The sequence below is a fragment of the Pannonibacter sp. CBAS1226 genome, from assembly GCF_055685825.1.
The window spans coordinates 1-26132 of the sequence record NZ_JBVOUO010000021.1 but is presented as its reverse complement, the minus strand read 5'-3'; the positions used below and the strand labels follow the sequence as shown (position 1 = coordinate 26132).

Sequence of the window (26132 nt, the reverse complement as noted above, 5' to 3'; positions counted from 1 at the left end):
ACGCGGCATGGCCACACCCCGGAGGGTGAGCCAACTGTCAGGTAATTACCGTCTCAGGACAAGCTGTACCCGACTAACTGGCTATCTAGGCGCCAATGGTCTTAACACGCACAAACTGCCCGCTAGATGGCGGCGGGGAGACTTTATGCTTAATTTGATTGCGAGCGCAGGCTTTGCATCTGCGACCTTCAAGCTAATCGCCTGACGAGCTACCGGGCTGCTCCACTCCACATAAGTTGAGTGGTTCTTGAAGAGATTGTTTTATATCTTCGTTTTGCAGGCCGGGTAGAGACCTGCTCTCCCGTGTCTTGAGACAAAGCACCATTGACGCTGGGGGGCATGGCCGCAGGGCCGGGATGTCTTCTGCATCGAGCCGGTCAGCCACGCGCCGGACATCCTGAACCGGCCGGAACTGGGCGCAGATGGACAGCCCATACTTACCATGACCACCCTCGCCCCCGGTGAGACGCTTTCCGCCACACTTGGCCTCAGCGCCATGCCTGACGTCATGCAACCGTAAAGCCGCCCGCAAAGGGGTCCCGGCTGTCGATGAAGATAGTATTGAGACCGGTGACCCTGGCCCATCCGGCAATCGACGGAATGATGGCCGGCCTGCCGGCAACCTCCGTCACGTCCTCGACGCGGCCCTTGAACAGGGAGCCGATGATCGATTCATGCACGAAGCTGCCGCCCTTGCCGAGCAAGCCCTTGGCGTGCCACTGGGCCATGCGCGCAGATGTGCCCGTGCCGCAGGGGGAACGGTCGATCGCCTTGTCCCCATAGAACACGGCATTGCGCGCCGTGGCCTCGGGATGCTGCGGCTTGCCGGTCCACAGAACATGCGACAGCCCCTTGATGGCAGGGTTTTCGGGATGGACGAAGCTGTATTTGCTGTTGAGCGCCGCCCGCAGCAGCGGGCTCCAGCGCAGCAGATCGGAGGCGGTCACATCAGCGATATCGCGGAACGCCTCCTGCGGATCGACAATGGCGTAGAAGTTGCCGCCATAGGCAACATCCACCGTCACCTCGCCGAGCCCTTCCACAGGCGCCGTCAGCCCCTCGGAATGAAGGAAGGCCGGAACATTGGTCAGCCGCACTTCCTCGACATACTGGCCTTCCTGCCTGTATTCGGCAACCACCAGCCCCGCCGGCGTGTCCAGCCGCACCACACCGGGTGTTTTCGGCGTCACCAGACCATGCTCGATCATGAAGGTGACCGTGCCGATCGTGCCGTGCCCGCACATGGGCAGGCAGCCGGAGGTTTCGATGAAAAGGATCGCGGTATCACAATTCGCGCGCGTTGGCGGATAGAGGATCGAACCGGACATCATGTCATGGCCGCGCGGCTCGAACATCAGTCCGCGGCGGATCCAGTCATATTCGGCGAGGAAATGGGCGCGTTTCTCGATCATCGTCGCCCCCTCCAGACGCGGCCCGCCCCCCGCAACGAGCCGGACCGGATTGCCGCAGGTGTGACCGTCAATGCAAAAGAACGAATGGCGTGCCATGTCAGGAGAACCTCTGGGGACGATAGGGGGAAAGGTCGATGGCTGGGGCGGCACCCAGAACAAGGTCACGCACCAGCCGTGCAGTTGCCGCGGACTGGGTCAGGCCCAGGTGGCCGTGGCCAAAAGCGTAGATGACACGGTGAGCGCGCGGGGAGCGGCCGATCACCGGCAGACTGTCCGGCAAAGAGGGGCGGAAACCCATCCATTGCCTGCCGTTGTCCGTCTTGAGGCCCGGCACGATGCGCCTTGCCTTTTCGACCATGATTTCGGAACGCCGGAAATCCGGAGCGCGTTCAAGCCCGCCCAGTTCCACGGCCCCGCCGATCCGCACCCCGGTGTCCAGCCGGGTGAGGACGAAGCCCTCCTCCGGAATGACAAGCTGGCGCTTGAGATCAAACGCACCGGCGGGAAGCGTCGTATTGTAGCCGCGCTCGGTTTCGAGCGGAATGCTGTCGCCAAGGGTGGCCGCCAGCCGGTGCGACCAGGCCCCGGAGGCAATGACCGCCTCACCGGAGCGCACAGCAGTCCCGTCCGACAGCATCAGGACGACACCGTATTCATCCTGCTCGATATCCGTCACCTCGGCGGTCTGGAAGACGGCGCCACGGTCAATTGCCGCTTTTCCGATACATGTGGTCACATCCAAAGGATCGGACACCGTGAGCCATTGCGGGACGAAGGTTGCATGCGTGACCGTGGGGCCAAGGCCGGGCTGCAGGGCTGCCAGCCTGCTGCCCGTCACATGCTCGAATTCTATGCCGTGCGCGCCGCGCGTTTCCCACATGGCAAGGGAGGCTTTCCAGGCCCGTTCGCCCTCATAGAGAAACAGGGCGCCATCACGCCGCAACAGGCCCGCCACGCCCGCAGCCTCGAAGAGGCTTTCGGTCTCAACCCTCGCAAGGTCCATGAGGGCGGTCTGTGCCCGTGTGCTTCCGGCAACCCTGTCCGGCATCGAGGCCCGGAAGAAGCGGAGGAGCCAGGGCAGAATCCTCGGCAAATAGCCCAAGGGCAGCGACAGCGGCCCCAGCGGGTCGAACAGCCATTTCGGCGCCTTGAGAATGATGCCCGGCGAGGCCAGCGGCTCGATATCGGCAAAGGCCAATGCACCGGCATTGCCGGCACTGGCCTCCGCCGCCATCCCCTTGCGATCGAGGATGAGCACCCTCTTGCCCGCCTCGGCCAGGCGGAAGGCAATGGACAGGCCGATGATACCGGCACCGGCGATGCAGACGTCGTATTGGGAATGGCGCACCATGTAACTCCTCGACGAGCGGAAAAGGACGGGGAAGGCTCCCCGTCCTGAAACGGCCATCAGGCTGCACACCGGGACAGATCCGGCAGGGCCGGACGTGTCGCAATGGCCGTCTTGATGATCTGCTCGGCCTCGGCCCGCCAGGCACCGGACAGGGGCTTGCGCGGCAGCCGGACCCGTTCGTTCGATCCGATGGCCAGAGCCTCGGCCAGCTTGATGTTCTGGACCAGATAGGTGGAGACATCGAGATCCAGCAGCGGCCGGAACCACTGGTAGATCTGCAGGGCCTCTTCGTGCCGCCCGGCCTTCACCAGCCGGTAGATCGCCACCGTCTCTGCGGGGAAGGCCACAACGAGACCGGCAACCCAGCCCGCCGCACCGACGCACAGGGCCTCGTAGCCCAGATTGTCGACGCCGGTGAAGACATCCATCTTGCCCGCCAGCAGCCTGACGGCATCGGTGGTGCGGCGGATGTCGTCCGAGCTTTCCTTGACCGCAACGAAGCCCTTGCCGGTTTCGGCAAGTTCCAGCAGCATGTCGTTGCTGACATCGACACGGTAGGCGACGCGGTTGGAATAGACCATCACCGGCAGCCCTGCGGCTTCCGCAATGGCCTTGAGGTTGGACACCGTTTCATCGCGGTTGGTGTGATAGATCGTCGAAGGCACGACCATCAGACCCGACGCACCCTCACGGGCCGCGCGCTCGGCCAGACGGCAGGCATCGCGGGTCGCCGCCTCGGCAATGGTCAGCAGCGCCGGCTTGCCCTTGACGGACTGCTGGACGGCCTTCAGCACATCGATGCGCTCATCATGCGACAGGAAGGGGCCTTCGCCCAGCGAGCCGCAGGCAATGAGCCCATCGCATCCGGCGTCCATCTGAATGGCGAAGCAGCGCTCCATTTCCTTGAAATCGAGCTTGTCATCTTCGGTGAACTTGGTTGTAACGGCCGGAATGATGCCCTGCCACATTGGTTTTCTCCTGCTTGGTCAGATTAGAGCACGGATTTGAGGAACGCCGCAGTTTCCGGGCGTTCCGGCGATTCAAAGATCTGTTTCGGGCTGCCCATTTCGTGGATCAGCCCATCCTTGAAGAAGGCGACGCGATTGGATACTTCGCGCGCAAACGACATTTCGTGAGTGACCACGATCATGGTCATGCCCTCGGCGGCCAGCAGGCGCATGGTGTCGAGCACCTCTCCCACCAGCTGGGGATCAAGCGCCGAAGTCACCTCGTCGAACAGCATGTATCTGGGCTCCATCGCCAGTGCCCGGGCAATCGCCATGCGCTGCTGCTGGCCGCCGGAAAGCCGGGACGGATAGACATCGAGCTTGCCGCCGAGGCCCACATGCTCAAGCTGCCTGACGGCAATCGCCTCGGCTTCCTTGCGGGGCTTTCCCAGCACCTTGCGCAGGGCAATCGTCGTATTTTCCAGCACGGTCAGATGCGGAAAGGCATTCCACTGCTGGAAGACGATGCCAATGTTGCGCCGGAGCCTGTTGAGGTCGGTGTCCTTGCTGTGAACCTCCACGCCATCGACGAGAATCCGGCCGGATGCAATCGTCTCCAGCCCGTTGATACACATGAGCATGGTGGACTTGCCGGAGCCGGATCCGCCGATCACCGACACCACCTCGCCCCGGTCCACCGTCATTGAAATGCCCTTGAGCACTTCAAGATCGCCGAAGGATTTCCTGACGTTTTCGATCTCAATCATGTTCGCGCCACTTCTTTTCAAGGCGAGCGCCCAGGCGTGAAACGGGCAGGCTCACAAGGAAGTAGATGAGACCCGCAATGGCCAGAACGGCCAGTGCCTCATGAGGTTTGCGGGTGATGATGATCTGCGATGAGCGCAGGAGCTCGATGACCCCGATCGCATAGACGAGCGCGGTATCCTTCATGACGCCCAGTGACAGCCCGATCCAGGAGGGCAGCATCACCCGCGTGCCGAGCGGCAGCACGATGTGGCGCATGTCCTGCCAGTAGGTCATGCCAAGCGACCGCGCCGCCCTGCGGACCGTGACCGGCACGGCCTCGATGCCGCCGCGCACGATCTCCGTACAGAAGGCCGCGGTGTAGGCCGCCAGCACCAGGCATCCGGTCACGAAAGGGTTCATTCCCCAGCCCAGGATCGACTGAAAGGAGTTGAACAGGATGAACTGGATGAGCAGCGGCACCGAGCGCAGGACATCGAGCAGAGCGCCCAGGGGATAGTTGACGTACCAGGGCGATTGCGTGCGGATGAGCCCGAAGACCAGCCCCGCCAGCGTGCCCCCGAGCATCGCCCAGAAGGTGATCGCCAGTGTGAGGCCCGCACCGCTCGCCATGAAGGAGACATCGCCCCAGGTGACAGAGGTTCCGAACATGTTCCGTTCCCCCTAGTATCTGAACAGCCGCCAGGCGATCAGCCTCGCGCCGCCGGTCACGATCTTGGCGAGGACGTAGTAGAGAACCGCAGCCAGGGCGAAGAACTCGAACGTCCTGAAGGTGCGGGCATTGAGCTGCTGCGTCACGCCGGTGAGATCGGTGTTGAGCCCGACAAAGATGCCGACAGACGTCATCAGGATTGCCCAGACCATCTGGTTGGTCATCGGATGGAACACGGCACGGAACATCTGCGGCAGCACGATCAGCCGGAAGGCACCGGCCGCGTTGAAGCCCAGGGACCGGGCCGCCCGCATCTGCGTGCCCGGCACCGCCCTCAGCCCGCCCCGGAAGGTTTCGGCCAGATAGCCCGCATTGTTGAAGGCAATGCCTGTCAGGACCGCCCAATAGGAGTCGAGATAGAACACATTGATCCCCATGGCGCGGAAATCGATCCCGAACTGACGGCCCGCCAGCTGCAGAACGGCCGGAATGCCGAAATAGATCATGTAGACCTGAAACAGCGCCGGCGTGTTGCGTGCAGCCTCGATCCAGCAGACCGCGAACCAGCGCAGCGGCGCCGTGCGGGCCTCCTTGGCAAGCGCAAGCAGCACCCCCGCCACAGTCCCGATGATCATCGACAGAACGGCGATCTGCAGCGTGACCAGCGCCCCGTCCAGCATCTGCGGCAGGGCCCGGAAGGCCTGGTTCCAGTGAAAGGTGTAATTGACGTTGAACATTGCGCATGTCCCGGTTTTCGAACCGCGGCAGGCGGATTGCGCCTGCCGCTGCTGGCGAACTGCGGGGGCCCGCAAGACGAGCCTCGCCCCCGCAAACCGGACGGTCAGTAGTAGATGCTACCCAGCGCAAGCGCAGGCGGCTCGGCCCCGGCGCCAACCCACTTTTCGAACAGTTCCTGATACCGGCCCGTGCGGTACTGCTGGTGCACGAAGAGGTTGAGGTAGTTCAGCAGGCCAAACTCCTGGCGCGGCGCGATCAGCGACACATAATCAACCAGATAGGGCGCTTCGCCCGCGATCTTGAACCCGTTGAAATTGCCGGATGCAATGGTGGCCGCAGCAACGGTGCCGGTCACGACCGTTGCGTCGATCTGGCCCTGGTTGAGCGCCAGAAACACATCGGCCTGGCTCTGGAACGTGCGGAAGGAGCCGCCCGCCTTCCATGTGTTGAAATCTTCCTCAAGCGCGATGGCCTCAAAGACACCCGCGACCGAGCCGAGGTTCTTGCCGGCAAGGTCCTGGTAGCTTTCGATCCCTGTATCGGCGCGGGTCAGCACGACATTGTTGAAGGCAAAATAGGGGATCGAGAAGCCGATGGTCTTGGCGCGCTCAAGCGTGTCGGAGGTCGAGGCGACGCCAACATCGGCACGGCCCGAGACGAGGGCAGGAATGCGGTCGGGAAACGGCGTCTCGACAATCTCGTATTTGACGCCAAGGGCCGCGGCAAGATCAGCGCAGGTGTCTACATCAAAGCCTGCAGGCTTGTTGTCCTCATCGCGCAATCCCATGGGCGGGAAGTCGAGCGTGACCGCGCAGCGCAGCACGCCGGAGGCGATGATATCGTCGAGCTTGTCAGCAAGCACCGGTGTGACGAACAGGCATGCCGCGAGTGCCGCAACGCCGGTCATGACGGGCAGTTTCATGATGATCCCCTTCTGAATTATTGGCTCCAGTCATTCCACCGGCCCTCTCCAAAGCCGGAACCCAGTCAGATTTGCACAATTGGATCCAATCTACAATATCCCATCTGCACTTCGGGGCGATGGCTGTTTTCCTGGCTTCGGATTAGGGCTATCAGTGACGTCAATTCATGGGTTGAGAGGATTCGGTCGTGACCAGCGGCTTGAAATTACGGGCGTCAGACCTCAGCAAGCAGGCCTCGTCTGCCGATGTGATTTATGACGCCCTGCGTGATGCGATCATCCGGGGCGAGGTCGGAGAGGGCGAGGCGCTGCGCCAGGACACGATTGCGCAGATGTTCCGGGTGTCACGCATTCCCGTGCGCGAAGCCATGCAGCGGCTGGAAGCCCAGGGTCTGGTTGTTTCGGAAAGGCACAAGGGCGCCGTGGTCGCGTCGCTGTCTGTCGAACAGATCACCGAGATCTTCCAGTTCCGCGCCCTGATCGAACCCATCGTCATCGAACTGGCGGTGCCCCTGATGACCGACGAAACCCTCGCCGAAGCACAGCGCCATTGCGATGCCTTTGCCGCCGAAACCGACCCCTTGCGCTGGGGCGACCTGAACCGCGCCTTTCACCGCGCGCTCTACAAGGATTCCGACAAGCCCTATTTTCTGTCGGTCATCGACAAGACCAATGATCTGGTTGAGCGCTACGTCCGTCTCGTTCTGTATTTCGTGCAAGGCATGCGCCACGCGATTGACGAGCATCAGGCCATTCTGGACGCCTGCAAGGCCCGCGACGCCGCAACCGCAGGCCAGCTCACCCGCAAGCACATCGAAATCGCGGGCGAAAAGCTGGTGGCCTATCTGAAGAGCCAGAAGCCGTAAGACCAAGGCTTTCGATGCTGACGCATCACGCCTTGAAAATGCTCAAGCCCGTTACCCGATGACTTGCCGTGCCGGGGATTGAGCAAATCCCTGCGGCGTCCGGACGGGCTCACCCTGCGATCCGGGGCGCCGCGGGCTGATCCGGTCCGGGGCTTCAACGCAAGGGACCACCCACGGCCTTTCCCATGACTGGCCCGCAACCGCCCTCTCTGGCAAGGCGGAAAGCCGCTTGCAGTCGGCTCTGTCCAATAATATAAAACGTTTGTCCGTTTTATATGAGTGAGCCATGCCCCGCATCAGCCCGGAAAAACTTGAGGAGCGCCGTCAGCAGATCCGTGCGGCGGCGGCGCGGTGTTTTGCGCGCAAGGGCATTCAGGCCACCACCATGCGCGAGATTTTTGCCGAAGCGGGCCTCAGCGCCGGGGCGGTCTACAATTACTACAGGACCAAGGACGACCTGATCGCCGACGGCATCACCGCCAGCACGGCGGAAAGCGCGGATGCGATCACGGCGGCCGCAGAAGTGTTGAGCTTTGATGAGGTCATCGGCCAGTTCCTTGCCGATCTGAAGGCTGCCGCCAGCGATGGCCGCGCCCGGGCGACACCGATGATCCATGCCGAAGTGGCCGTGCGGCCGGATCTGCTGAAGGTGTTTCAGGAGGGGCGCAGCCGGATCCGCGATGCGCTGCGCGCGCAGCTCGCCCGCACAAGGCCGGACCTTTCGCCGCAAGAGACCGCAACGCTCGCCGGTTTTGTCCTCGCCTTCTATCAGGGCCTCGTGTCGGAAGCCGCCCTCGGCAGCCTGCCGGATCTGGAGGCCATGCACGGCATCATCCGGCTGGTGCTGGCCCAATACGGCAGGGCCCCTGAAACATCCCCTGCCCCTCGCCTCTCACCGGAAGGATGAAGACCATGAACCCCGTTCACATCACCAAGCACACGGAGGCCGGGCCGGACCGGCACACCCGCATTCCCGGCCGCCTTGCCCTGCTGGCCACGCGCCTAATGCCCGGCCCGGCGGTGCGCGCGCTCACGCAGAAGGGCCTGAACCTGCCCGCGCTCAGCGCCGCCTTGCGCCAGAACACCGCCTTCGATTGCGTTCTGGAAGTCCACGAGCACAAGGTGCCCACCACCGTGCGGATCAGCACCGGCGGGTGACGCCCGGGCAGCCACCCCGCCGGGCAGCACCATGCCGGCAGCGCAGCCCGGCGCTGGTGCCTGCCGGACGGCCAGCACCAGCGGGCCGCCCGCTTCTCAGTCTTCCGCCTGGATCATGTTGGCCAGCGTGCCGATGCCGGTGATCTCGACTTCGATCCGGTCGCCGGGCTTCATGAAGAGCTTCGGCTCCCGGAACAGGCCAACTCCGCTCGGCGTGCCCGTCGCGATCACGTCTCCCGGCAGAAGTTCCGTGACGGTGGACAGATATTCGATCAGCGCCGGTATGCTGAAAGCCAGATCGGAGATGGGCGTCGACTGGACAACCTCGCCATTGAGGCGTGTCGTCATATGCTGCGCTTCAGGGTCGGCAAGCTCGTCAGCGGTCACAAGCCACGGCCCCATGGAGCCGCTGCGGTCGAAGTTCTTCCCGGCCCAGAACTGGGTCGTATGACGCTGGAAGTCGCGGATCGACCCGTCGTTGAAGCAGGTGTATCCGGCGATGTGACCGGCCGCATCCGCGGCGCTGATCGCCCGCCCCGCTTTGCCGATCACCACGGCAAGCTCGCCCTCGAAGTCGAACCAGTCGGAAACCCTGGGGCGGATCAGCGGCACCCCGTGCCCGACGAGCGAGGAAGGATAGCGCGTGAAGATCGAAGGCTTGGCCGGGCGCTCGCGGCCCGTTTCCTGAATATGCGTCATGTAGTTCAGGCCGATGCAGAGGATCTTGTCCGGCCGCGGAACCGGCGGCAGCAAGGTCACGCTGGCCGGATCGAGCGGTGAAGACGCCCCGGCCGCTGTTTCAAGGGACTGAAGCGCACCAGCCTCCAGAACGGACCGCAGATCGGGATAGCGTGCCCGGAAGGAGGCGCCGGCGTCAAAGATCCGGCCGTCCTTGATCAGGCCGTATGACGCCTGCCCGTCAGCGGTCTCATAGGAACAAACTCGCATGTGTCATTCTCTCCAGTCGGTAGATTATGGGTGACGAAACGGCTCATGCCCGATCTTGCGATGCGGGCGCATTCAGCCCCGTACCGGCTCAGCCGCCGCAGGGGTTTGGCCAGTATTTGAGGAGGCCGGCCGGGCGCTGGCATCATTCCTGGCGGATGATGCTGTCCAGCCAGGCGCAGTTGCTGCCGGGATTGGGCGCGCGCAGGCCCTTTTCCGCCGCGGCGAAGCGCATCTCGCGCAGGCGTATACGGTCTGCGGATCCTTCGGGCATGTACAGGCGCTCATGGCCCCAGAAACTCGGCCCGTCGAAGGTCTCGTGCGGTGTCCAGCTTTCCGGTTCGATGACCGTGGCGCCCCAGCCGTATTCCACGAAGAAGCCGGAGGGCGAGTGAGCATAAAAGCTCAGCATATGGTCGTTGGAATGGCGCCCGAGCGTATAGGCAAGGCGGTCCTGCTCCGCCTGCGCCAGATCATAGCCCTGCCCCACATCGTCGAGCGAAAGCAGCTCGACCATGAAATGATGCAGGCCCTGACGTCCGGAGCCCACCATGGCAAAGCTGTGATGGCGCCCGTTCACATGAAAGAAATAGAGCTTGTAGGGCGTGACGCCGTAGTCGGTGACGCTGAACCCCAGCAGGTCGCGATAAAAGGGCAGAAGAATATCGGTATTCTGCGCATGCAGCACCGCATGCCCCATGCCGAGGGCGCCGGTCTTGAACCCGGAGACGGGCCGGCCGGGCCGGAAAGGATCGGTGGCACTCTCCGGGCCGCAGAAGACTTCGATCCTGTTGCCTTCCGGATCGTGAAACGAGATCAGCGCGTGCACGTGGCGCTGAGCGGCCAGGGCGGCAGGTTCGCGCTTGACTGCAACGCCTGCATTGTCGAGACGGCCGGCGAGCGCATCCAGGTCTTCAAGCGTAGCTGTTTCCCAGCCAAGGAAATCCAGCCCTTCCGGCGCTTCGCCCGAAACGATGAGCCGCTGCTTGCGGTCGTCCATGCGATAGGCCCGGACCGAGGCTGCCGCGTCGATCTTCTGCATGCCCAGAAGCTGTGTCGAAAAGTGATCCCAGGCTTCGGTCTGGCGCGAGCCGATACCGATATAGCCCAACCCTATGAGCGTCATGCCGATTGCCTTCCGGGGTGGGGCCGTCCGGCAGGGCGCCGGCCGGCCCGGTTGCGGTTCAGTTGGTGCCTGCGGCCTTCAGGGCGGCGGTGAAGGCGTCATAGATCTTCTGTCCGTCCGGGGTCCTGGCGAGCCAGTCGGTGGTTGCGATCTCGACCGTCTGCTGCCAGACGGCTGCCTGCGCCTCGTCCGGCGTAAAGATCTCGGGCTTGTTCTTTGCGGCGATGCGGTCCCTCGCCTCAGTCATGTAGGCGTCAAAAGACGTGCCGAACCTTTCCGAAAAGGCCTCGCCTGCAAACTGGTCGATCGCAGCTTTGGCCTTTGGCGGCAGGCTTTCGTATTTCTGCTTGTTCATGATGACCAGCATCGGCGTGGCCCCCAGCGGCACCTCGTTGTAGAAGGGCAGCACCTCGCCAAGCCGGAAGCTTTCGACCACGCCCCATTGCAGGAACGTGCCCTGGATCAGGTCGCGGCTCAGCGACTCGGCAAGCGCGGGCGCCGTAATCCCGCCCACGGGCACAGCGCCAAGCGCACTGATGGCCGACAGCATGGTCGGTCCGGGCGCCCGCATCTTCAGGCCCTTCATGTCGCCCGGCTCCCGGACCGGCCGCGTCGCGCCGATGAAGTTTGCCGGCGAAGAGCAGATGCAGAGCATCTTGAACTTGTCGTAATCGCCCTTGAACAGCCCCTCCTCATACATCTTCCACATGGCGGCGGAACCGGCCCTGGAGCTTCTGACGAGGAAAGGCAGCTCACCGACGGTGCCCTCGGCGAAACGGCCGGGGGTGTAGCCGGGGATGACCCAGGCAATATCGGCAACGCCCTGCTCGACCATCTGGATCTGCTGAGCCGGATCACGGCCCATCGTCCCGCCGGGGAACATCTGAATGGTCACTTCACCGCCGGACGCCTCGCTCACGTCCTTTGCCCAGGGCGTCAGCACTTCCGCGGTGATGAAGGCGTTGGGCGGCTCGAAGCTGGAAAACCGGAGCGTCTCCGCCTGCGCCGGGGCGAGGGTGAGTATTGCCGCGCATCCGGCGGCGAGAATGACATTGAGTTTCATGATTCCTCCCTCTGTGTTTGTTTGCCTTGAGTTTCGATTTTAGGAGCGCCTGCGCGCCCGGGCCCGCAGCCTGTTGCAACTGTCCGCGCTGCGGACAGCCATCCCCTATTGCAGGACGGACGGAAGCCAGAGGCTGAGCTGGGGAAAGGCGATGAGAATGACGAGCATGAAGATGCCGGCGCAGATGAAGGGCACGACACCCCGTATGATCACGCCCATCGGGATCTCCCGGTACATCGTGTTCAGGAGCATCACGTTGATGCCGATCGGCGGCGTCAGCATGCCAAGGCCGATCAGGATGATGTTGATGACGCCCCACCAGATCAGGTCGTATCCGAGATGCTGCATCAGCGGGATCACGAACGGCAGGGTGATCACCAGCGCGGCGACCTCGTCGAAGAATGCCCCGAGGAAGATGTAGACGCCGACCAGGCCGAAGATGATCACGACCGGGGGCACGGGCAGCACGGCGATGGCGTTGATGATGAAAGCGGCGGCGCCCGTGATCGAGATGAAATAGGAGAAGATGTTCGCGCCGAACACCATGATGTAGATCATCGCCGAAGCAGAGCTGGCATCGGCCAGAATGCGCACAAACGTCTTGCGCGTGAGTTTGCCGCGCATCACGAGGAAGAGGAAGGCGATGAAGACGCCGACCGAAGCGGCCTCGTTCACTGTGAAGATGCCCGAATAGATGCCGCCCAGCACCGCGGTTGCGAGCACGATGACGCTCCAGGCCTTTCTTGCTGCCCGCAGTCTTGCAGGCAGCGGCAGCATCTCGCCGGGAGGTGCGGCGTCCGGATCGCGCCTCACGGAGATCTGGATCGCGATGAGATAGGAGAGGACCGCAAGCATCGCAGGGATGACGCAGGCGGCAAAGAGCTGCAGGATCGACTGCTCGCTGAGAACGGAATAGAGGATCGCGATCCCCGAAGGCGGCACGATGATCCCGAGGGTCCCCCCCGCAGCGACCGCACCGGCCGCAAGCCCCGGCTTGTATCCGCGCGCAAGCATTTCAGGCATCGCGACCCGCCCGAAGGTTGCCGTGGTGGCGACCGCCGAGCCGCAGACCGAGCCGAAACCCGCGCTGGCCACGATGGTCGTCGTCGCCAGCCCGCCCCGCCTGTGACCGATCAGGGCTTCCGCCACATCGTAGATGTCGGTTGCAAGCCCGCCCGCCACCGCCAGGCTGCCCATCAGCATGAACAGGGGAATGACCGAGAGATCCAGATTGGACATGGCCGATGCCGGCTCGCTGGCAATGAGGGAGACGGCCGCGCCCCAGCCGGCAATCTGGGCAAATCCGGCGACACCGCAAAGGGCCATGGAGACGCCGATCGGCACCTTGAGCGCTATCAGGGCAAGCATGATGCAGAACCCGGCCAGGGCAAGAATTAGCGGATCCATATGGATGCTCCGTCACAAGTCGCGTGGGTTTTCTTTTGAAAGTCCGGCATGTCCGTTCCACGCTCACTGGCTGGCGGACCGTGGCCGGGCCTTGAAGACGGAAAGCAGGTCGTCAACGGTGACGACGGCCTGAACGAGCGCTGCAAAGCTCAGCATGCCCGTCGCCGCGAGCCACCAGGGCCAGAGCGGCCAGTACAGCACCCACGTGGTATTGCCCGCCTCTTTCAGGCCCCAGGTGTAGGGAATGAACTGCCAGGCGATCAGCCCGATGAAGACGAGCGTCAGAACGCTGGCAAAGGCCTCAAGGATCCGTTCCACGAAAGGGCCGGCCGCCGCCCCGAGCATTTCCACGCGGATATTCTGCTTGAATGCCAGATTGGCCGGGACACAGGAGGAGATGACGACGGCCATGACGACGGCGCTGACGTCATTGACCCCCTGCAGCGGCATCGACAGGACCCAGCGCATCAGGATGTCCAGGGACGTCATGCTGGCCAGAATGAAGAGGCCGAAGAAACCCACCAGCGCCAGCATCCGCGATAGGGTCTCCGAAAAATTGCGCAATCGGATCATCTGCTCCTCCGTGGCGGCGCCTCCTCGCGCTTCGCCATCCGCAGCATTGACATGGGTCAAATCAGGTGCAATTTCTCTGCCGGGAGTGTCCACTGCGTGGACGAACGAGGAGGGGCAGGCCATTTCAACCTTTAGCAGCGTCCGCTCGCTGGAGCGGGGCCTGGCTGTTCTCCAGGCCGTCAATCATCGCAATGGCATGAAGGCGGCAGACGTCGCCAAGGCGGCCGGCATCCCGCGGCCGACAGCTTACCGGCTGCTCGAAACCCTGGAATCGCTTGGCTTCGTCGTCCGGGGCTCTTCTGACGACACATGGCGCCCGACCCTGACAACCCGCACGCTGAGCTCCGGTTTCCGTGATGACTACTGGGTGTCGCAGATTGCCGTTCCGCAGATGATGAAGACGGCGCGGCGCGTGCTTTGGCCGCTCGATCTCGTCGTGTTCCGCGATTTCAAGATGGAGATCCGGGAGTCCACCCATTTCCTGAGCCCGTTCTCGGTGGATCACGGCATGGTGGGGCGGTGTCTTCCCGTGCTGGATACGTCCGGAGGACGCGCCCATATCGCCTTTTGCCCGGACGAAGAGCGCCTGCACATCCTGTCCGGGCTCGAAGCCGAGACCGGCATTTCCAAGCCCTACTACCTGCAGGACGGACCGCTCGACCACATCATCGAGCAGTGCCGCCGTCTGGGACTCGGCTACCGGACCAAGGGCTTCAACGACAAGACGATGAGCATCTCCGCGCCGGTCCTGAAGGACGGGCGGCCGATTGCCTGTCTCACGCTGATCTGGATCGCCTCAGCCATGAGTTTCGATCAGGCGGTGGAGACCTGCCGCGAGGAACTGCTGAGCTGCGCGCAGGCCATTGCGGGGGAACTGTCCTCGTCCGCAGCGGCCATGAGCGAGAGATAGCGCTCCAGTCCCGCCTGCAGCTCCGCGGGCGGGAAGACGGCGGCACAGTAGCGGTCGGGCCGGATCAGCATGACCTGATCGCGATGGGTGAGGAGCGGCCGGGCAATGGCGGCGGCCTCCGGCCCGGCCTGCCACGCCCCGGCCGAAGCGTTCAGGAACCCCGAAGAAAGGATGACCTTCGACAGGGGCAGGCCGAGCAGTTCCGTCCGGTCCAGCTGCTGCATGGCTCCGGCGCCCGCATCGCTTTGGGCCAGAAGCGCAAAACCGGCGCCCAGGAGCCTGTCGAGCCTGACGGACCGCCCGTCACGGTGAACGGTGGGCTGCGGGATCATTTCCCCCACCAGAGAGGCTTCGAGCATCTGTGCGCCAAGGTCGAGATAAAGCCCCGCCTCATGCCGCGGCTTCGGCTTGAACCGCATCGTCATGAGGTAATCCTTGACCGCCGGAAATGGCCCCAGTGCCTTCAGGAGATGATCCCGGAAGCGGATATCCTCTTCACCCAGCGGCATGACGAAATTGCCCATGGAAACCGCGAGCAGGATCATGTCCCAGGCGGGTTTGCGGCGTTCTGAATCGTAGGTGTCGAGGATCGACGGGCTGGCGCCGCCAAGAAGGCTGGCGGCCAGCTTCCACGCAACGTTGTGAGCATCGCGCAGGCCCGCATTCATGCCTTGCCCCGCAAAGGGCGGGGTCAGATGGGCAGCGTCTCCCATCAGCAGGATCCGCTTGTCGCGGAACCTGTCCGCAATGCGGGCGTGGAACGTATAGACGGTCTTGCGCAGGACATGCGCCTCGTCATAGCTGCGGAAGGGCTTCAACAGGCCAGTCAGGAAGCCGGTTTCCAGGACCTCCTCCCGCGTTTCGCCCGGAAGAAGCATGAATTCGTAGCGGCGCCCTCCGTTGGGTGCGGGCACGCTGACGGCCGGGCGCACGTTGCTGCAGAAGAATTTGGACAAGAGGGAGCGGTCGGGATCATCCGTCATGTCGAGAACGATCCAGTCCTGCTTGTAGGTGTTGCCGGACATGGCGATGCCCAGCCTTTCCCGCATCGGGCTGCGGCCGCCGTCACAGGCCGCAACCCAGCTGGCGGAAATCGTATGCAGGCTGCCGTCGGGTGCCTTGACCATAACGGCCGCCTGCCCGTCCCCGCAGGCGATGTCCACCACATCCGAGGAATAGAACAGGGCACCCGGCCGCTGCTGCTCCAGCCTTTCGCGCAGCGCCGCCTCAAGTTCGGGCTGGTAGATATATTGCCGCTTGGCGAAGCCGTATGTCATCGGACCCGGCCCCGTTTCCGCAAAACACTCCCCCTTGTCGGTGAAGTAGCGCGAGCCGGCGGCTGCGACAGTTGACTGGAGGTAGCTGTCATCAAGGCCGAAAACCTGCATCGTTCTCGCGCCCTCGTCGTCGAGAACGATGGCGCGCGGCAGGTCGAGGGGGCCGGGCTCCCTGTCCACGATGATGAAATCGACACCATATGCCGCAAGAAGATTGGCGAGCGTCAAACCGGTCGGGCCAGCGCCGATGATGACCACCGGGACCATGTGAGGATATTGTGTCATTTCAAACCTCGGCAACTGTCAAAGCGATTGGATAAACCCTTGGTATGCGCGGCCTCACCCTGGGGCCAGCCGAAGAGCAGCTGCGTTCGCAGTATGGACAAATGCGCGCTCAGGACGTTGCGGGCCATCCGCTCAGCCCTCCTTCGCGATGGTCTGGGCAAGCCCCTTCAGGTCAAAGTCCCGCTCTTCCAGGTCCTTGCGCGACAGGGAGACCGGCGCCTGCAGGATCTTCCGTGCGGCCATGTGCTCCGAAGGCCCGTTCACGGTCTCAAGCGCCACGAACCTGCCGGACCTGAAGCGGAAAACAGAGAGCGGCCGGCCGTCCCGTTCGATCAGAACCTCATCGTCACCGGGCAGCGAAAGGCCTGCAATTTGCAGTTTCCATCCGCCCTGGTCGCTCCAGAACCAGGGCAGCGCGCCATAGACCGACGCCTCCTGCTTCGCGATGTTTTTCGCGACCAGCCGCGCATGATCGACCGCCGCCTGAACGGACTCCAGCCGGACACGCCGCCCGGTGAAGGGATCTGGAAACGAAGCGCAGTCGCCAAGCGCAAAAATCTGCGGATCAGAGGTTTGCAGCGTCCCACCGGCGCTGACACCGTTTTCAATCACCAGTCCAGCCGAAGCGGCCAGTGAAACATTGGGGCGCACCCCGGTCGCCATCAGCACCAGGTCGCATTCGATCTGATCGCTGCCGAGCGCAACGCAGTAACCGCCTTGCGCTCCGGCCGTGATCTCCCTGACGCTCTCCGACAACTTCAGCGTCAGACCGGAAGCCTGATGGAAGCGTGCAAATGCGCTGGACAGGCTGGCGGATACCGCGCGCGCCATCAGCCGCGGCAGCGCTTCAACCAGGGTGACCGCGTGCCCGGCCTGCAGCGCCACCGACGCAAATTCGAGGCCGATGAAACCGCCGCCGATCACCACGATGCGTCTGGCTGTCTTCAGCGCCTCGCGCAGTCTGTCCGCGTCCTTCAGCGAACGCAATTCGCAGATGCCGGGCAGTCCGGCGCCCGGAACCGCTGGCCGGAAGCAGGCGCTGCCTGTCGCCAGAACAAGGCTGTCATATGGATGACGCGCGCCATCTGCCGTGTGCAGGATCTGGTTTTGCCGGTCGATCTCCAGCGCCGCATTCGGCATGCCAAGTTCAATGCCAAGCCGCTCGTAGAAGGCGCGGGGGCGCAATTCCAGCCGGGCCGCATCCCCTTCCTTGAGATAGGCCTTGGAAAGGGGCGGCCGCTGATAGGGCAGGCCGGGCTCGTCTCCGATCATCAGGATAGATCCTGCGAACCCTTCCTGCCTCAGACAGGCTGCGGTCTGGAAGCCTCCCTGCCCCGCTCCAACAATGACCACCCGCCGGCCGGCGCTCATAGCTGGGCCTCGGGCAGGTGAATGACGAGGCCCTCCAGCTCCGGTCCCACGGTGATCTGGCAGGAGAGCCTGCTTGTTGCCCTGACCGCGCTTGCGGCAGAGGCCAGCATGCCGGCCTCCGGCTCCGATGGCGGCGTGACCCTGTCCTGCCAGGCCGGATCGACATAGCAGTGACAGGTTGCGCACATCATCGAACCGCCGCACTCGGCCAGGATTCCCTCCACATCGTTGAGGATCGCAGCATGCATGACGCTGTCCCCGTCGCGGGCGTCGATGACGGTTTCAATGCCAGTTGCGGATATGAAATGGATCTTTGTCATTGGGTCCATCTTTGGCTGTTCGGCTTGAAGGAGGTTGCCGGCCTGCGGGCGGCGCAGGGCGCTGTCCGGCCCTGATCAAGCCCTGATATAATTCTTCAGGACTGCGCCCATCCTCATTCAGCGATGCGTCCACCCAGTGGACAATTGCGCCGCGCGGAGTGTCCACTCCTTGGACACAGCCGGAATGGCCGTTGTTCCTGACCGGGTTTAGGCCCTAGCTGAAGAGGGCACCTTGAGCGAAACCGGGAGAAAACGCGTGAGAGCTGAAGACGTTAGACCCGAGTATGACGTGGACCTCTATGACGGAGACGTCTTGCGCGATCCCTATCCGCATTACGCGCGCATCCGCGATCTGGGCGCGGCGGTCTGGTTGCCCCGCAATGATCTCTGGGCGGTCGGGCGGCACGCCGATGTCCGCAAATGCCTGGCTGACCATGAGGTGTTTCAGTCCGGCAAGGGCGTTGCCGCCAACCGCCGGGCAAATGAGATGGCACCCGGCAACCTGCTTGCCTCCGATCCGCCCTTGCATGACAAGCTGCGCAAGATCGTCGGCGCTCCCCTGACGGCGCAGGCCTTGCAGGAGGTGAAGGACAGGATAGCGTCCTCTGCCGGGGACCTGATCGACAGGCTGATCGCACGGGACACGTTCGACGGCATGCTCGATCTTGCGCAATATCTCCCGCTGTCGATCGTCACCGAGCTGGTGGGGATGCCCGACTTCGGCCGCGAAAATCAGTTGAAATGGGCCGCTGCGGTTTTCGACATGCTTGGGGGCGACAACGAGCGTGCGGAAAAGGCACTGCCGATTGTCCACGAAATGCGCGCATATACGAACGCAGGCGCCACGCAGGACAAGGTCCGGCCGGGCAGCTGGGTCGCAAAGCTGTATGATGCCGCCCGGGACGGGCTGATCGAAAGCAGCCGCGTGCAGGTGCTGATGCGCGACTATCTCGGCCCGAGTCTGGACACGACGATCTTCGCAACCGGCCATCTGATGTATCAGCTGGGCAAGAACCCGGAGCAATGGGCTCTTCTGCGGGAAACGCCGTCCCTGATTTCAAACGCCATCAACGAGGCCGTCCGGCTGGAATCGCCAATCCGGGGCTTCACCCGCATCGTGTCACGGGATACCGAACTGGACGGCATCCCTTTGCAGAAGGACGCGCGCGTTCTCATTCTCTATGCATCGGCCAACCGCGACGAAAGGCGCTGGACCAATCCGCAGGTCTTCGATGTGAAACGGCCCCTGCCGGATCATGTCGGCTTTGGACACGGCATTCACGCCTGCGCCGGAATGCAGCTAGCACGCCTCGAAATGAAATCGATCCTGGCGGCGATACTGAAGAAAGTTGCACGTATCGAGACCGGCGAGCCCACGCTCGCGATGAACAACGTTCTACGGGGCTTCTCGCGGCTGCCGATGCGGTTTGTGCCGGTCTGAAACGGGAGGAAGATCTTGGAATTGCATCCAATCGAGGACAAGGACTGGCCGGCATCGCTGGAAGAGGTGAGAGACACCTTCGCCGGGCGGCTCAACGTTTACCGCGTCATGGCCCATCATCCTGCGCTGCTTGCGGCCTGGGCGCCGCTGCGGAAGCATGTCGTCCTGAATGGAGCCCTCGGCAAGCAGCGCAGTGAGATCGTCATCCTGCGCACAGGCGTCAGGACCGGCTCCTCCTATGAATGGGCGCATCACGTCAGCCGCGGCCGGGCCTGCGGCATTGCGGATGCGCGCCTTGCGTCCATCGCGGGCCCATTGGACGCAATGGAGCCTGGCGACCGGATCCTTTGCGCCGCAGTCGACGAGCTTTTCGCCCGCCACCGCCTCCCGCCCGCCCTTCAGGAAGAGGTTGTCCAGCTGGCCGGAACAGATGGCCTCCTGGACCTGATGGCGACAGTGGGTTTCTACACGGTGCTTGGCTTCATTCTGGGCAGCTTCAATGTCCCGCTTGAACCCGAAATCACCGAGGAACTTGCCAAAAACCCGCTCCCGGCCGGTGTCTCCCGAACGCCGTGAGGCTGGCGCCTTCCGCCCGTGAAAGGGCCGGGCTTCAGGCCCCCCCGAAATCATCGGGCATGGAGACAGCGCACGCGCCGCAGACGGGATCAGTCTGCCTTGCGCAATCCGGCGGGCACCTGTTGCAGTGCGCTGTCCAGCGCCTGCAGGCACATCGCGGCATCGGCAGCGCTGAACACCAGCGGCGGCCTGATCTTGATGATGTTGCCGAGCGGCCCCGTCGAGGACACCAGAACGCCGGATGCCTTCATGTGCTCGCGCACCCAGCGTGCCGCCAGCTTTGCGGGCGCCTTCGTCTCCCGGCTGGTGACCAGTTCCACGCCGAGGAAAAGGCCGCGCCCCTGGATGTGGCCGATCAGTTCATGGCGCGCCTGCATCTCTTCAAGCCCCGCCTTGAGGATCTCCCCGCTCCGCCTTGCGTTGCCTTGCAGGTCCTCGCCCCACAGCACGTCGAGGCAGGCATTGGCCACCACGGAGGAAACGGTGTTGCCGCCGAAGGTGTTGAAGTAGCCCCCTGCCGTCTGCAGCCTTGCGGCAATCTCCCGCCGGGTGACAAGGGCTGCGACCGGGTGGCCGTTGCCCATGGGCTTGCCCATGGTGACGATGTCCGGCTCCACATCAAAGGCCTGGAAGCCCCACATGTGGGTGCCGGAGCGGGCAAAGCCCATCTGCACCTCGTCGGCAATCGTCAGCGCGCCATGACGGCGGGCGGCGGCATAGACCTGCTGCATGTAGCCATCCGGCGGCACGAGGGCCCCGTTCGCATCGAAGATCGAGTCGATCATCAGCCCGGCCAGCCCCTTGCCATTCTGCGCCAGCCTGTCCGCTGCATCATCGAGATGACCGGCATATTTCGCCCCGGCATCGTTGCCGCCCTGGCGGTGGAGGCCCCCGTAGAGGCCCCTGTAAAGGTTTGGCGGCGGCACGGCTTCCACCCACGCCGGGCGGCTGTCCGCGTCATAGTCGATCAGCGACAGCGGCGCGCTGACAGAGGTGTTGCCGTGATAGCTGTTTTCGGTGACGGCGATGCCTTCCTTGCCCGTCACCGCCCGTGCCATGCGCACGGCAAGGTCATTCGCCTCCGATCCGGTGCAGACGAAGATCCACGTGTCCAGATGCGGCGGCAGGGTCTGCGACAGGCGTTCGCCCAGCCGCACGACTTCCTTGTGCAGGTAGCGCGAGTTGGTGTTGAGCGTCGCCGCCTGCCGCGCCAGAGCCTCCACCACATAGGGGTGGCAGTGCCCGAGATTGGCGACATTGTTGTAGCAGTCGAGATATTCCTTGCCCGCCGCATCATAGACCCGGGAGCCCCGGCCCCGCACCAGTTCCAGCGGCTCGTTGTAGAAGGTGTAGGTCTTGCCGAGCACGGCCTCACGCTGTTGCAGCAGGGCGGGCGCCGGGCTTGCGCCGGTCGCGGCGGCAGGCAGGCTGACCGGCACGACGGAGGGCAGGATGCCGGCGGCAAAATCCGCCGCACTTACCTTGGACAGGCGCTCGATTGCGCTCATGTAGAGCGGCTGCAGATCATCCAGCGGCACGCCGGAGCCACTGGCGGCGGACTGATAGGAGACGATGCCCACCTGCAGCAGCAGCCGGGCCAGCACCAGATCGCGCAGCAGGGCCAGGTCTTCGGCGGCCAGCGGCATGTGGCGCTGATAGCCGCGCGCAAGGCAGCTTGCGGCGAACACCGGGTCCGCGCTCCAGTGGATCAGCGAGGCAATGGTCACCGCCAGATCCTGGGCCACAGGCCCGTAGACCATGTCTCCGAAGTCGATGATGCCCGCGATACGGAACGCCGGTTCAAACGCGGCCAGAATGTTGGACTCGTGAAAGTCGTTGTAGATCACCTGCCCGCGCAGCCGTGGCAGGGCCCCGCTCAGGCTGGCCTCCAGCTCCGGCAGAAGCGCCGCCGCCGTGGGGCGGATGCGGGCGGGCATGTGGTCCAGCAGGCCGGCGGCGAGAACCGGCGCGCTTCTGAGGTCCCAGGGCATGCGGTCCGGCGCGCCCCGGCCATGGAAGCCCTGCAACGCGCGGGCCAGACGCCCGCTCATGGCGCCGAGGGCGATCAGCTCCGGCGCGCCAAGCGTCCGCTGCTCCGCCGCGATGGCGTCGAGCAGGATCTGCCCCGGCAGGAAGGTGAGGACGCGCAGCACATGGTCTTTTCCGCCCGCCCCGGCAATCGTGGCCATGGGCGCGCCCGCAAGGGTCCGCACCACGCGCGGCACGGGCAGGTCCGGGTCCATCCGGGCAATATGGTCCAGCGCCTCGATCTGGAACGCAAGGCTCCCGGCCGGCTCCTCCAGAGAGGCAATCTTGACCACGAACTGTGCCCCGTCCGCGGTGGTCAGGCGGAAATTCTGCTCCCGCTCGCCGCCCAGCCGGCGCCATTCGCCGGTGAGGCCATAGACCGCCGCCACCCGCGCGCTGGCAAGGTCAAGGGGAAGCTCCGGTGCGCCGATGCTGGCGAGCAGAGCATCAAGGGAGGTCTGCGTGGGCTGTGTCTGCATATGCACCGGACTACCTCGAAATTTGCGCGGACTTGCCCGGGCGCCACGGCCGGACACCCTGCCCTAAGGACGAGGACGGGGATGGGCAAGACCTTAACTGAGCCCCCCGGCGGTGGAAGTTCGGGAATTGCCGAAGTGACCCTCCCCATATTCTTGTGTAATGACCCGGTCCGATCCGCCAGCATCCCCTTTAATCAAGCCTTAAAAAAGAGGGGAACTTCATGACAAACGACAGCAATTCAGGCCTTTCCTTTCGCCGGCGCACCCTGCTGAAAGGCCTTTCGGGCCTTGCTCTGGCGCCCATGATCACCGGCTTCCCCAACATCGTGCGCGCCCAGGAAAAGAAGCTGCGCATCGGTGTCTACGGGGGCTATTTCAAGGACACGTTCGACGCCGAGATCTTCCCGGACTTTACGGCAGACACGGGTATCGCGGTCGAAAGCGTCGGCGAGCCGACCGGAGAAGTGTGGCTCATCCAGCTTGAGCAGGCCGCACGGGCCGGGCGCTCGCCGGTGGACATCTCGATGATGGCGGGCGTGCCCGTCATCCGCGGCGCCAACAGCGGCCTGTGGGCGCCGCTCGACCCGGCCAGGATGCCCAACCTCAAACACATCAAGCCGGAGCTGGTGCAGCGCGACGCAAAGGAGCAGATCGCCGCCATCGGCGCCGTGGGCTGGTACATCACGCTGGTGACCAACACGGATGTCTATCCGGAAGAGCCCAAGTCCTGGGCGGACATGTGGGACCCCAAATACAAGGACAGCCTCGGCCTCCTTGCCAATGTCGGCAACTCCTATCTGCTGGAAGTGGCGGCCAAGGTCTATTTCGGCGGCATCAGCCATCTGGACACGGACGAAGGCATCCGCGAGGCCTGCGCCAAGGTGGCCGAGCTGAAGCCCAACGTGCGGCTGTGGTACCGCGACGAAGCCCAGTTCGAGCAGGCGCTGAAGTCGGGCGAAATTCCGATGGGCCAGTATTTCCATGACGTCACGCGCCTTGCCGTGCAGGACGGTTTCCCCGTGCGCTCGACCATGCCGGTCGAAGGCGGCATCTATGACTACGGCAGCTGGGCCGTGACCAAGGCGGCGGCTTCGTCGCTCGACCTTGCCTATGTCTACATGGATTACATGTCCCAGCCCTCGATCCAGTCCAAGCTCGCCCGCAAACTCGGCAGCGCGCCGGTCGTGGACCGGGACGTGACGGATCTCACCGACGAGGAGTTCGACTCCGTCTCCTCGACCATCGACCCGGTGCGGCCGCATTACGAGATGCAGGCTCTCAAGACCGACTTCATCAACCAGATCTGGACCGAGATGCAGCAGAGCTGACGGCCCTGACGGGCAAGGCAAAGCACCAGCCGGAGGGGGGGAGTGTTTACAACGGACTGCCGGTGAGGCTCCAACTCCTCTCCCCTTGAGCTACCAGATTCACACATCAGGTCTGGAAACTGCCCGCAATGAGACGTTTGCTTTTCGGGGGAACGCCTGCCGCTCCCCTCCCCCTGGTGGGGAGGGGTGAGGGGTGGGGGGGCTCTGAGCCGAAAAATATATGAAAGACAGATAGATACCTGAAAGGGCCTCACGAGGAGCTGTTGTCTGAAATCAATGGACACCCTGCCAGCCGGAAAGGCTTACCCCCCCACCCCTAACCCCTCCCCACGAGGGGGAGGGGAGCTGAAACGCCGCGCCAGAGTAACCAGACTGCTGGCTGTACCCAAGCCGTCTTTGGCTTCAAACACGATGTGTGCATGCTGTAGCCCTTTGAGGGGGGTATGCAGCCTGTCCGCCTATACGGGAGATCCTGCCATCTTGAGGCGCTGCCACCCCCCTCTGTCTGCTCACGCAGACATCTCCCCCTCAAGGGGGGAGAGGGCGCTGCGGCCAACCGAAGGGCCGGTCCTCCTGCCTGCGTCCAATGCAAACACTACCCCGGAACGGGGTCTGGCCCACTCTCTGGCCCACTCTCTGGCCCCATCTCTGTACCAGTCTCTCGACGGCACTTTTCATCATCCTTTCAGAGGACCAGCATGACCGCTTCTGCAGAAATGATCGTCACCAACGGGCGTATCCTGTCGATGAACCCGGACCAGCCCGAGGCTGAGGCGGTTGCCATTGCCGGCGGGCGCGTGCTGGCCATCGGCAGCGCCAGCGGGATCGCCGCCTACAGAACCCCGGCCACGCAGGTGATCGACGCGGGCGGCGCTTCCGTGACGCCCGGCATGAACGAAAGCCACATCCACATTTTCGGCGGATCGGGCGAGCTGGACCAGCTCTCGCTGTTCGCCATCAAGGGCTTTGACGCGGTGAAGGAGGCCATTCAGGCCTATGCCGCCGCACGGCCGGACGATCCGCTGCTGCTTGCCAATGGCTGCGACTACACCATTCTGGGGGAAGACCGGAACGTTGACCGGCATGCGCTGGACGCGATGATTGCTGACCGGCCGCTGGCCGTGATGGCGCCCGATCACCACACGGTCTGGGCCAACACCCTCGCCCTCACCAGGGCCGGGCTTCTGCAAGGGCGGGCGCTGCCCCCCGGCAACGAGATCGTGATGGGCAGCGATGGTCTGGCCACCGGCGAGCTGCGCGAGCATTATGCCTTTGATGACGTGATTGCCCTTGGCGCCATCGGCGGGCGCGACATGCTGGGCCTCAGCACCGGGGACGAACCCCATCCGGCGCCGGGCCCGGCCGAACGGGCCTATGATCGCGAACTTCTCAAGCGCGGGCTGCAGCATCTGGCCGCCCATGGCATCACCAGCTTCCAGAACATGGATGGCAACCGCTATCAGCTGGAGCTTCTCGCAGAGATCGAGGCCGAGGGCGGCCTCATCTGCCGCGGGCGCATCCCGCTGCACTACACCGGCGGGGACATTGCCGCGCAGATGGACAAGGCCGCGCAGATGAATGCGGATTTCCAGGGCGAGTGGCTGAACTCGGGCACCGTCAAGATGTTCATGGACGGCGTGCTGGATTCCCACACGGCGCTGATGTGGGATGATTACGCCGACCGTCCGGGCTGGAAGGGCGAGCCCCGCTTCGATCAGGAGACCTTCGACCGCGTCTGCGTGGAAGCGGACAAGCGGGGGCTTCAGATCGCCGTTCACGCCATCGGCGACGGCGCCGTCGCCAGGACCATCGATGGCTATGCCGCCGCCGTGTCCAGCAACGGCCGCCGCGACAGCCGCCACAGGATCGAGCATCTGGAAGTCATCCGCGCCTCCGATCTGAAGCGGATGGCCGACATGAAGCTCATTGCCTCCATGCAGCCGACCGTGCCGCCCGGACAGATGGGCCTGCCGCTGGAGCCGACCCTGTCGCGCATCGGCCGCGGCAACTGGGCCCGGTCCTTTGCCTGGCGGGCGGTGCGCGATGCGGGCATCGACCTGATCCTCTCCACGGACTGGCCGGTTTCGCCCGTGTCTCCCATGCTGTCGATGCATTCGGCCATGACGCGCAAGGGGCCTGTCGCAAACATTTTCGGAGCGCGCGATTATCCCCTGAGCGTCCTCATTTTCATG

24 protein-coding genes are annotated in these 26132 nt (G+C 63.9%); 8 read left to right on the top strand and 16 right to left on the bottom strand.

What is annotated here, in order from left to right:
* Positions 1-506: 506 nt before the first annotated feature.
* The 7 genes from AC0CMF_RS24855 to AC0CMF_RS24825 all read right to left on the bottom strand — a co-directional run bounded on the left by AC0CMF_RS24855 (position 507) and on the right by AC0CMF_RS24825 (position 6787).
* On the bottom strand, positions 507-1508 hold the full coding sequence (locus tag AC0CMF_RS24855; protein WP_374631377.1) for a 4-hydroxyproline epimerase: 1002 nt from the start codon (positions 1506-1508) through the stop codon (positions 507-509).
* A 1-nt stretch (position 1509) separates the two neighbouring features.
* On the bottom strand, positions 1510-2763 hold the full coding sequence (locus AC0CMF_RS24850) for an NAD(P)/FAD-dependent oxidoreductase (protein WP_374631375.1): 1254 nt from the start codon (positions 2761-2763) through the stop codon (positions 1510-1512).
* Between the two features lie 56 nt (positions 2764-2819).
* The gene (locus AC0CMF_RS24845) at positions 2820-3731 is read right to left on the bottom strand and encodes a dihydrodipicolinate synthase family protein (RefSeq protein ID WP_374631373.1); all 912 of its coding nucleotides are present in this window, start codon (positions 3729-3731) and stop codon (positions 2820-2822) included.
* Positions 3732-3754: 23 nt separating this feature from the next.
* Positions 3755-4477 carry an amino acid ABC transporter ATP-binding protein gene (locus AC0CMF_RS24840; RefSeq protein WP_050473810.1) on the bottom strand — a complete coding sequence of 241 codons (723 nt, stop codon included), beginning with the start codon at positions 4475-4477 and terminating at the stop codon, positions 3755-3757.
* The gene (locus AC0CMF_RS24835) at positions 4470-5126 is read right to left on the bottom strand and encodes an amino acid ABC transporter permease (protein ID WP_374631371.1); all 657 of its coding nucleotides are present in this window, start codon (positions 5124-5126) and stop codon (positions 4470-4472) included. Before AC0CMF_RS24835 ends, AC0CMF_RS24840 begins: the two co-directional genes overlap by 8 nt.
* 12 nt (positions 5127-5138) lie before the next feature.
* Complete coding sequence (locus tag AC0CMF_RS24830; protein WP_058901017.1) at positions 5139-5864, bottom strand: amino acid ABC transporter permease; 726 nt, start codon at positions 5862-5864, stop codon at positions 5139-5141.
* A gap of 104 nt (positions 5865-5968) precedes the next feature.
* A complete protein-coding gene (locus AC0CMF_RS24825) occupies positions 5969-6787 on the bottom strand; it encodes an ABC transporter substrate-binding protein (RefSeq protein ID WP_374631368.1) in 819 nt (272 codons plus the stop codon).
* A 188-nt stretch (positions 6788-6975) separates the two neighbouring features.
* On the opposite strand from AC0CMF_RS24825, the gene AC0CMF_RS24820 reads away from it, so the two are divergent.
* The 3 genes from AC0CMF_RS24820 (at position 6976) to AC0CMF_RS24810 (ending at position 8811) form a co-directional block, all read left to right on the top strand.
* Entirely contained in the window at positions 6976-7653 is a 678-nt protein-coding gene (locus AC0CMF_RS24820; RefSeq protein WP_374631366.1) for a GntR family transcriptional regulator, read from the top strand.
* 286 nt (positions 7654-7939) lie between these two features.
* Positions 7940-8560 (top strand): TetR/AcrR family transcriptional regulator, encoded by a 621-nt coding sequence (locus AC0CMF_RS24815; protein ID WP_374631364.1) that lies wholly within the window; start codon positions 7940-7942, stop codon positions 8558-8560.
* 5 nt (positions 8561-8565) lie between these two features.
* The gene (locus AC0CMF_RS24810) at positions 8566-8811 is read left to right on the top strand and encodes a hypothetical protein (protein WP_374631362.1); all 246 of its coding nucleotides are present in this window, start codon (positions 8566-8568) and stop codon (positions 8809-8811) included.
* Positions 8812-8907: 96 nt separating this feature from the next.
* On the opposite strand, the gene AC0CMF_RS24805 is transcribed toward AC0CMF_RS24810, so the two are convergent.
* From AC0CMF_RS24805 to AC0CMF_RS24785, 5 genes are all read right to left on the bottom strand, one after another.
* Positions 8908-9759 carry a fumarylacetoacetate hydrolase family protein gene (locus tag AC0CMF_RS24805; protein WP_374631360.1) on the bottom strand — a complete coding sequence of 284 codons (852 nt, stop codon included), beginning with the start codon at positions 9757-9759 and terminating at the stop codon, positions 8908-8910.
* A 142-nt stretch (positions 9760-9901) separates the two neighbouring features.
* A complete protein-coding gene (locus AC0CMF_RS24800; protein ID WP_472482549.1) occupies positions 9902-10882 on the bottom strand; it encodes a VOC family protein in 981 nt (326 codons plus the stop codon).
* A gap of 58 nt (positions 10883-10940) precedes the next feature.
* A complete protein-coding gene (locus tag AC0CMF_RS24795) occupies positions 10941-11945 on the bottom strand; it encodes a TRAP transporter substrate-binding protein (RefSeq protein ID WP_374630171.1) in 1005 nt (334 codons plus the stop codon).
* 105 nt (positions 11946-12050) lie between these two features.
* On the bottom strand, positions 12051-13352 hold the full coding sequence (locus AC0CMF_RS24790) for a TRAP transporter large permease (RefSeq protein ID WP_374630170.1): 1302 nt from the start codon (positions 13350-13352) through the stop codon (positions 12051-12053).
* Between the two features lie 63 nt (positions 13353-13415).
* The gene (locus tag AC0CMF_RS24785; protein ID WP_374630169.1) at positions 13416-13925 is read right to left on the bottom strand and encodes a TRAP transporter small permease; all 510 of its coding nucleotides are present in this window, start codon (positions 13923-13925) and stop codon (positions 13416-13418) included.
* Positions 13926-14010: 85 nt separating this feature from the next.
* Between AC0CMF_RS24785 and AC0CMF_RS24780 the strand changes: the two genes are divergently transcribed.
* Positions 14011-14835, top strand: a complete 825-nt coding sequence (locus AC0CMF_RS24780) for a helix-turn-helix domain-containing protein (RefSeq protein ID WP_374630168.1) — start codon at positions 14011-14013, stop codon at positions 14833-14835.
* On the opposite strand, the gene AC0CMF_RS24775 is transcribed toward AC0CMF_RS24780, so the two are convergent.
* The 3 genes from AC0CMF_RS24775 to AC0CMF_RS24765 form a co-directional block, all read right to left on the bottom strand.
* Entirely contained in the window at positions 14739-16397 is a 1659-nt protein-coding gene (locus AC0CMF_RS24775) for a bifunctional 3-(3-hydroxy-phenyl)propionate/3-hydroxycinnamic acid hydroxylase (RefSeq protein ID WP_374630167.1), read from the bottom strand. The genes AC0CMF_RS24780 and AC0CMF_RS24775 overlap by 97 nt on opposite strands.
* 132 nt (positions 16398-16529) lie before the next feature.
* Positions 16530-17768: an NAD(P)/FAD-dependent oxidoreductase gene (locus AC0CMF_RS24770; RefSeq protein WP_374630166.1), complete on the bottom strand. Its 1239-nt coding sequence runs from the start codon at positions 17766-17768 to the stop codon at positions 16530-16532.
* Positions 17765-18088, bottom strand: a complete 324-nt coding sequence (locus AC0CMF_RS24765) for a 2Fe-2S iron-sulfur cluster-binding protein (protein ID WP_058901135.1) — start codon at positions 18086-18088, stop codon at positions 17765-17767. Before AC0CMF_RS24765 ends, AC0CMF_RS24770 begins: the two co-directional genes overlap by 4 nt.
* A 256-nt stretch (positions 18089-18344) precedes the next feature.
* Here AC0CMF_RS24765 and AC0CMF_RS24760 point away from each other — a divergent pair, with 256 nt between their 5' ends.
* On the top strand, positions 18345-19529 hold the full coding sequence (locus tag AC0CMF_RS24760; RefSeq protein WP_374630165.1) for a cytochrome P450: 1185 nt from the start codon (positions 18345-18347) through the stop codon (positions 19527-19529).
* Positions 19530-19544: 15 nt separating this feature from the next.
* The gene (locus tag AC0CMF_RS24755) at positions 19545-20105 is read left to right on the top strand and encodes a carboxymuconolactone decarboxylase family protein (RefSeq protein ID WP_374630164.1); all 561 of its coding nucleotides are present in this window, start codon (positions 19545-19547) and stop codon (positions 20103-20105) included.
* An 89-nt stretch (positions 20106-20194) separates the two neighbouring features.
* On the opposite strand, the gene AC0CMF_RS24750 is transcribed toward AC0CMF_RS24755, so the two are convergent.
* Positions 20195-22612 carry an aminotransferase class III-fold pyridoxal phosphate-dependent enzyme gene (locus AC0CMF_RS24750; RefSeq protein ID WP_374630163.1) on the bottom strand — a complete coding sequence of 806 codons (2418 nt, stop codon included), beginning with the start codon at positions 22610-22612 and terminating at the stop codon, positions 20195-20197.
* Positions 22613-22833: 221 nt separating this feature from the next.
* Between AC0CMF_RS24750 and AC0CMF_RS24745 the strand changes: the two genes are divergently transcribed.
* Together AC0CMF_RS24745 and AC0CMF_RS24740 are read left to right on the top strand one after the other, a co-directional pair.
* On the top strand, positions 22834-23940 hold the full coding sequence (locus tag AC0CMF_RS24745) for an ABC transporter substrate-binding protein (RefSeq protein WP_374630162.1): 1107 nt from the start codon (positions 22834-22836) through the stop codon (positions 23938-23940).
* 698 nt (positions 23941-24638) lie between these two features.
* A partial coding sequence (locus AC0CMF_RS24740; protein ID WP_472482548.1) for an amidohydrolase occupies positions 24639-26132 on the top strand: 1494 nt, incomplete at its 3' end.